Annotated in this window: 5 protein-coding genes and 1 pseudogene; all 6 read left to right on the top strand. The window is 69.7% G+C overall.

All coding sequences use genetic code 11. The features are described from left to right. Positions 1-49 precede the first annotated feature (49 nt). Positions 50-697, top strand: coding sequence for an imidazole glycerol phosphate synthase subunit HisH (hisH, locus tag ACE3UY_RS04570; RefSeq protein WP_374686371.1), 648 nt, complete (start codon positions 50-52; stop codon positions 695-697). Position 698: 1 nt separating this feature from the next. After that, positions 699-1469: a 1-(5-phosphoribosyl)-5-[(5-phosphoribosylamino)methylideneamino]imidazole-4-carboxamide isomerase gene (gene hisA, locus ACE3UY_RS04565; RefSeq protein ID WP_374686370.1), complete on the top strand. Its 771-nt coding sequence runs from the start codon at positions 699-701 to the stop codon at positions 1467-1469. A gap of 10 nt (positions 1470-1479) precedes the next feature. Beyond that, positions 1480-2259 carry an imidazole glycerol phosphate synthase subunit HisF gene (gene hisF, locus ACE3UY_RS04560; protein WP_374686369.1) on the top strand — a complete coding sequence of 260 codons (780 nt, stop codon included), beginning with the start codon at positions 1480-1482 and terminating at the stop codon, positions 2257-2259. Beyond that, positions 2256-2573: pseudogene (gene hisI, locus ACE3UY_RS04555) on the top strand (phosphoribosyl-AMP cyclohydrolase); the annotation flags it as partial. The gene hisF and the pseudogene hisI, both read left to right, overlap by 4 nt. Positions 2574-2682: 109 nt before the next feature. Continuing rightward, a complete protein-coding gene (gene hisE, locus ACE3UY_RS04550; protein ID WP_374686368.1) occupies positions 2683-2967 on the top strand; it encodes a phosphoribosyl-ATP diphosphatase in 285 nt (94 codons plus the stop codon). 40 nt (positions 2968-3007) lie between these two features. Continuing rightward, on the top strand, positions 3008-4676 hold a 1669-nt coding region (locus tag ACE3UY_RS04545; protein WP_374686367.1), incomplete at its 3' end, for a protein O-mannosyl-transferase family.

Raw genomic sequence — 4676 nt, 5'->3', positions numbered from 1 at the left:
TCGCGCTCGACCCCGGCCGCTCCGGTATGCCCTCGACGAAGGGAACACTATGACCCAACCTCCCATCACCATGATCGACTACGGCGGCAGCAACCTCCGCTCGGCGCAGAAGGCGTTCGAGGCGGTCGGCGGCCGAGTGCGCATCAGCGACGACCCCGACGTCGTGCGCCGGGCGGAGCGACTGGTTTTGCCCGGCGTCGGCGCGTTTGGCGCGGGCATGGAGGCGTTGCGGCGGCGCGGGCTGGACGAGGCGACGCGCGAGGCTGTCGGTCGCGGCGCGCCGCTGCTGGGCATCTGCCTGGGCATGCAATTCCTGTTCGACGAGAGCGACGAGATGGGCCGCCATGCCGGACTGGGCTTACTGCCCGGTCGCGTCGTGCGCTTCGCGGACGGCCTCCTCGGCCCCGACGGCCGCCCGCTTAAAGTGCCTCACATGGGCTGGAATGAGATCGCCCACGACGGCTGTCACCCGCTGCTGGCCGGGGTCGCCTTCGGCGCGCACGCCTACTTCGTCCATTCCTACTACTGCCAGCCGGCCGAGCGCCAGTGCGTCCTGGCCTGGGCCGACTACGGCGGGCCGTTCGCCGCGGTGGTGGCGCGTGGGCGCGTCTACGGTATTCAGTTCCACCCGGAGAAGAGTCACCGGGTCGGATTGGGCATTTTGCGGAATTTTGTCACAATGGGGGAAGGAGGTTGACATGACATTCGACATCTATCCCGCTATCGATCTCCGCCACGGGCGCGTCGTCCGCCTGGAACGGGGCGACCCTGCCCGGCAGACCGTCTTCGGCCATGACCCGGCGGCCACCGGCCGGCGTTGGGTGGAGGCGGGCGCGGCCTGGCTCCACGTCGTCAACCTGGACGGCGCGCTGGCCGAAGCGGGCGCGGACAACTGGGCGGCGCTTGACCGGCTGGCCAACCTCGGCGCGCGAGTGCAGTTCGGCGGCGGCCTGCGGGCCATGGCCGACATTGAGGCGGCGCTGGAACTCGGCGTCAGCCGCGTCCTGCTGGGCACGGCCGCGCTGGAGAACCCGCAACTGGTGGCCGAGGCGCTGGCCCGCTATGGCCCGGCGCGCGTCGCCGTCAGCATCGACGCCCGCGACGGCCGGGTGCACACGCGCGGCTGGCAGACGCAGACGGCCGTCGCGCCGCTCGATCTCGCCCTCGCCATGCGCGACGCGGGCGTGGAAGTGGTTACTTACACCGATATCAGCCGCGACGGCGTCCTGACCGGCGTCAACGTCGAGGCGACAGCCGAGTTGGCCCACGCCTCCGGCCTGGACGTGATCGCCTCGGGCGGTGTCAACTCGCTGGACGACATCGCCCGGCTGGGGGCTGTCGCGGCCGGCAGGGGAAGCGGCGTGGGGCGTGTGGCCGGCGTCATCATCGGTCGCGCCCTCTACGACGGCAAGCTCGATCTGGCCGACGCCCTGACCGTGGCGCGGGATTCTTATCCCGCATCTTCCTAGAGATCACTCCATGCTCGCCAAACGTATCATCCTCTGCCTCGACGTGAACAACGGCCGCGTCGTCAAGGGCGTCAACTTCGTCGAACTGCGCGACGCCGGCGACCCGGTCGAGCAGGCCCGCTTCTACGACGCCGAAGGGGCGGACGAACTCGTCTTCCTCGACATCACCGCCACGCACGAGGCCCGCGCCACGGTCATGGCCATGGCCCGCGCCGTGGCCGACCAGGTCTTCATCCCCTTCACCGTCGGCGGGGGCATCCGTACCGTCGAAGACATGCGCGCCATCCTGCGCGCCGGCGCGGACAAGGTCAGCATCAACTCGGCCGCCGTCCGCCAGCCGGAACTGATCACCGCCGGCGCGACCGAGTTCGGCAGCCAGGCCATCGTTGTCGCCATCGACGCCCGGCGGCGACTGGATGGGGCGGGTTGGGAGGTGTACGTCAGCGGCGGCCGCACGCCCACGGGGCTGGACGCACTGGCGTGGGCGCGCGAGGCGGCGGCGTGCGGCGCGGGCGAGCTGCTGCTGACCAGCATGGACGGCGACGGCACGCAGACCGGCTACGACGTGGCCCTGACCCGCGCCGTGGCCGAGGCGGTCAATATCCCGGTCATCGCCTCCGGCGGCGCGGGCACGCCTGAGCATTTCGCCGAGGCGCTGACCGCCGGCCGGGCGGACGCGGCGCTGGCGGCGTCGCTGTTTCATTACCGCCAGTTGAGCATCCGGCAGGTGAAGGCGTATCTGCATGAGCGAGGCGTGCCGGTGCGACTGGATGGGGAGGCCGTCCCATGACTCCCGATCTGCGCTACGACGACCGCGGCCTGCTGCCCGCCATCGTGCAAGACGCCACCACGCGCCAGGTGCTCATGCTGGCCTACGTGAACGCCGAGGCGCTGCGCCTGATGCGGGTCACAGGCGAGGCGCACTTCTGGAGCCGCAGCCGCGAGGAGCTGTGGCATAAGGGCGGCACGTCCGGCAACGTCCAGCGCGTGCGCGAGATCCACTACGACTGTGACGCCGACGCCCTGCTGCTGCTCGTCGACCCCGCCGGCCCCGCCTGCCATACCGGCGAGACCTCCTGCTTCTATCGCACACTTTCGGAGGAATTATGAATTAGGAATTAGGAATTATGAATTATGAACCCAGAGCATGGCTATGCCTTCTTACATTCATAATTCATAATTCATAATTCATAATTCATAATTGTTAATTCCCATGACTATCATCCTCGAACTAGAATCCACCCTCCAGGACCGCCTCCGCCACCCCACACCTGACTCCTACACTGCCCGGCTGCTGGCGGCGGGGGAAGATGAGATCGTCAAGAAGATCGGCGAAGAGGCGGTCGAGATCATCCTGGCCGCCAAGGGGCAGGGGGACGCGCGGCTGATCGAGGAGTCGGCCGATCTGGTCTATCACCTGCTCGTGTTGCTCGTCTCGCGCGGCCTGGGTTGGGCCGACGTGGAGACCGAATTGGCGCGCCGCCAGAGCGGCCGGTGAGGTCACGCTGAGCACCGCGCGACAACGATTCACCGCCGATTTGTCCCGCTGGCTGCACTATTTGCCCGGGATGGCCCTGGGCCTGTTCCTGGCCCGTCTCGGTGGGGAATGGGTGGGACTGCCGGGTTGGTGGGCGGCGGCGCTGTTGGGACTGGCGCTGGCCGCGGCCGGGGCGTGGCTGCTGGCGCGGTGGCCGTTGCGCCGCACGTGGCCCGCGCTCGTCCTGTTAGTCTACGTAGTCTACCCGGAAGTAAATACAGGGTTGGCCGCCTGGCTGGCGCTGCTGGCGGTTGTTACTTCCGTGGCGCGGGATTCTTATCCCGCGTCTTCCCCCGGCCCACGGGATAAGAATCCCGTGCCACGCTGGCCGCTCGTAGAAACCGCCCTTTTCCTCGCCTTCTTGGCCCTCTACGCGCTGAACTTGGCTCCCGACGTGCTGGCCGCCGACAGCGGCGAGCTCCAGGTCGTGGCCGCCCAACTCGGCGTGGCCCATCCGCCCGGCTTCCCGCTCTACGTCATGCTGGCCCACCTGTTCACGCGCCTGCCGTTCGACTCGCCGGCCTATGCCGTCAACCTTTTGTCGGCCGTCGCCGCGGCGCTGACGGTGGCGCTCACCTACCGGGTCGGGCTAGTCCTGACCGGCCGCCGGCTGCCCGCCCTGCTGGGGGCCGCGGCCCTGGGCACGGCCACAACCTTCTGGTCGCAGGCGACCACGGCCAACGTGCGCAGCCTGACCGCCCTGTTCGCCGCGCTCATCCTCCTGGCTCTGCTCCACTTCCGCGCGGCCACGGCGCGCGGCGACGGGCGGCGCGCCGGCCGCTGGCTGGTCGCGGCGGCGCTGTTCATGGGCTTTGGGCTGACGCACCACGTCTCGCTGGCCTTTCTCATCCTGGTTGGGCTGCTCTTCGTCCTCGTCGTCGACCGCGGGCTGTGGCGACAGCCGCGGCGCTGGCTGCCGGCCGCCGGCGCGGGGCTGCTGGGGCTGCTGCCGCTGCTTTATCTGCCGTGGCGGGCGGCGGCTGACGTGCGCGGCGCGTCGCCCGACCTGGCGACGCTATCCGGCTTCCTGGAACACGTGCTGGCCACCGGCTTTCGGGGCGACCTGTTCTACTTCACCGCGCCGGCGCTGCTGTGGGAGCGGCTGCGCGTGATGGGCAACGTCATGACTTTCCAGTTCGCGCCGTTGCTGCTGGCCGGCATGGCGCTGGGGCTGCTGGCGCTGCTGCGGCGCGACCGGGCGGCGGCGCTGCTGCTGGGCGGCGCGTTCGTCGTCTACACGCTCATCGCCGCCACCTACCGCGCCCCGCAGACGGTCGAGTACATGATGCCCGCCTACGTCCCGGCGGCGCTCTGTCTGGCTTATGCCGGCGCGGAGGCCCGCTGGTTGTCGGGCGCGGGCCGGCTGTGGGCCGTCGCCGGGCCGCTGTTCACGGCGCTAATGTTCGTCGCCGTCCTGCACCAGGGGTTCGGCCACGTATCGGCCTCCGGCGCGCGGCACGAGGGGACGAGCGCCCGCGACTACGCCGCATCGTTGTTGGCGAGCGCCCCGCCAGATAGCGTGGTGCTGGCCCACTGGCATTGGGCCACACCGTTGTGGTACTTGCAGGGGGTTGAGGGGCAGCGGCCGGATGTGGACGTGCGCTTCGTCTTCCCCGAAGGGGAGCCGTATGACGCGACGTGGGCGCGGCGGACGACCGAGGCGTTCGCCG

Source organism: Promineifilum sp. (SeqCode), from assembly GCF_041918635.1.
In the GTDB taxonomy this organism is placed as follows: Bacteria; Chloroflexota; Anaerolineae; order Promineifilales; family Promineifilaceae; genus Promineifilum.
This window is presented reverse-complemented; position numbering and strand designations above follow the sequence as displayed.

Excerpts from the sequence above, each read along its gene's own strand:
- hisH (WP_374686371.1), top strand. The coding sequence starts at position 50 with ATGACCCAACCTCCCATCACCATGATCGACTACGGCGGCAGCAACCTC.
- hisA (WP_374686370.1), top strand. The coding sequence starts at position 699 with ATGACATTCGACATCTATCCCGCTATCGATCTCCGCCACGGGCGCGTC.
- hisF (WP_374686369.1), top strand. The coding sequence starts at position 1,480 with ATGCTCGCCAAACGTATCATCCTCTGCCTCGACGTGAACAACGGCCGC.
- hisE (WP_374686368.1), top strand. The coding sequence starts at position 2,683 with ATGACTATCATCCTCGAACTAGAATCCACCCTCCAGGACCGCCTCCGC.